This window comes from Prauserella alba (assembly GCF_024171735.1).
Taxonomy (GTDB): domain Bacteria; phylum Actinomycetota; class Actinomycetes; order Mycobacteriales; family Pseudonocardiaceae; genus Prauserella; species Prauserella alba.
In genome coordinates this window covers 1-2,500 of the sequence record NZ_JAMTCH010000001.1, presented here as the reverse complement: position 1 = coordinate 2,500, position 2,500 = coordinate 1, and the positions used below count along the sequence as shown (strand labels likewise).

At 56.5% G+C, this 2,500-nt stretch carries 2 rRNA genes (1 of these 2 cut by a window edge); both read left to right on the top strand.

The window, feature by feature from the left end:
• Positions 1-591 (top strand): 16S ribosomal RNA (locus LY12_RS00010) (it extends 936 nt beyond the left edge of the window).
• 162 nt (positions 592-753) lie between these two features.
• Positions 754-2,500 (top strand): 23S ribosomal RNA (locus tag LY12_RS00005); the annotation flags it as partial.

Here is a 2,500-nt window from a genome sequence, read left to right as displayed (position 1 = left end):
TTAATTCGATGCAACGCGAAGAACCTTACCTGGGCTTGACATGCACTGGATCGCCGTAGAGATACGGTTTTCTTCGGACTGGTGTACAGGTGGTGCATGGCTGTCGTCAGCTCGTGTCGTGAGATGTTGGGTTAAGTCCCGCAACGAGCGCAACCCTTGTCCTGCGTTGCCAGCACGTAATGGTGGGGACTCGTGGGAGACTGCCGGGGTCAACTCGGAGGAAGGTGGGGATGACGTCAAGTCATCATGCCCCTTATGTCCAGGGCTTCACACATGCTACAATGGCTGGTACAGAGGGTGGCGAGACCGTGAGGTGGAGCGAATCCCTTAAAGCTGGTCTCAGTTCGGATCGTAGTCTGCAACTCGACTGCGTGAAGTCGGAGTCGCTAGTAATCGCAGATCAGCAACGCTGCGGTGAATACGTTCCCGGGCCTTGTACACACCGCCCGTCACGTCACGAAAGTCGGTAACACCCGAAGCCCATGGCCCAACCGGTTTTGCCGGGGGGAGTGGTCGAAGGTGGGACTGGCGATTGGGACGAAGTCGTAACAAGGTAGCCGTACCGGAAGGTGCGGCTGGATCACCTCCTTTCTAAGGAGTTTTCTTCGGAAAGCTGTTTAGCTTTTGATTGTGGATACAACAAGGCAAGTACCAAAGGTTTTGGTCCTCGCAAGCACGCTGTTGGGTGTCTGAGGCAGCACGCTGTCTTGGTGTGGTGTTTGAGAATTGTAGAGTGGGTGCGAGCATCTTTGTGGTCAAGTTATGTAGGGCACATGGTGGATGTCTGGGCACTAGGGGCCGATGAAGGACGTGGGAGGCTGCGATAAGCCTCGGGGAGTTGTCAACCGAGCTGTGATCCGAGGATGTCCGAATGGGGAAACCCGGCACCCGTGATGGGGTGTCACCCGCGCTTGAATGTATAGGGCGTGTGGAGGGAACGCGGGGAAGTGAAACATCTCAGTACCCGTAGGAAGAGAAAACACTAGTGATTCCGTGAGTAGTGGCGAGCGAAAGCGGAGGAGGCTAAACCGTATGCGTGTCAAGCTGTCAGGTGTTGCGTGTGCGGGGTTGTGAGACCCGTCGTCCAGGGACTGACATTCCTGGCGCCAGATTGCATGGTTAGTGGAACACGTTGGGATGCGTGGCCGTAGTGGGTGAGAGTCCCGTACGCGAAAGCTGTGTGGATGTGGTGTGGTGGTGTTCTCGAGTAGCAGCGTTTCCGTGGAGGGCGCTGTGAATCTGCCGGGACCACTCGGTAAGCCTAAATACTTCCTGGTGACCGATAGCGGACGAGTACCGTGAGGGAAAGATGAAAAGTACCCCGGGAGGGGAGTGAAAGAGTACCTGAAACCGTGTGCCTGCAAGCCGTCAGAGCAGCTGCCTTGTGTGGTTGTGATGGCGTGCCTTTTGAAGAATGAGCCTGCGAGTTCGTGCTGCGTGGCGAGGTTAACCCGTGTGGGGTAGCCGTAGCGAAAGCGAGTCTGAAGAGGGCGTGTGAGTTGCGTGGTCGAGACCCGAAGCGGAGTGATCTACCCATGGCCAGGCTGAAGCGCCGGTAAGACGGTGTGGAGGGCCGAACCCACTTAGGTTGAAAACTGAGGGGATGAGCTGTGGGTAGGGGTGAAAGGCCAATCAAACTTCGTGATAGCTGGTTCTCCCCGAAATGCATTTAGGTGCAGCGTCACATGTTTCACTGTGGGGGTAGAGCTACTGGGTGGCTGATGGGCCTGATCGGGTTACTGACGTCAACCAAACTCCGAATACCATGGTGTGAGAGTGTGGCAGTGAGACAGCGGGGGATAAGCTTCGTTGTCGAGAGGGAAACAGCCCAGAACTCCGGCTAAGGCCCCTAAGTGTGTGCTTAGTGGAAAAGGATGTGGAATTGCAGAGACAACCAGGAGGTTGGCTTAGAAGCAGCCATCCTTGAAAGAGTGCGTAATAGCTCACTGGTCAAGTGGTTCTGCGCCGATAATGTAGCGGGGCTGAAGTACACCGCCGAAGCCGAGTCACTGCAACAACTGCTAACGCGGGTTGTGGTGGGTAGGGGAGCGTCCTGGGCCCGATGAAGCAGCCGGGGAACCGAGTTGTGGAGGGTGTGGGAGTGAGAATGCAGGCATGAGTAGCGAATGTACAGTGAGAATCTGTACCGCCGGATGACCAAGGGTTCCTGGGCCAGGTTGTTCCGCCCAGGGTAAGTCGGGACCTAAGGCGAGGCCGACAGGCGTAGTCGATGGAGAACGGGTTGATATTCCCGTACCCGCGTGTGTGCGTCCATGGTGAGGCGTCGGATACTAACCACCCGAAGCCGCATGGTCTTCTTCGGAAGATGGTGTGTGTGGAGCGTGGGACCTGATGGCGTAGTAGTCAAGTGATGGGGTGACGCAGGAAGGTAGCTCCGCCAGTGAGTGGTAGTACTGGTGTAAGCGTGTGGCCCGCAGGATAGGCAAATCCGTTCTGCATGTGGGTGAGGCGTGATGCGTAGCCGTTGTGGTGAAGTAGA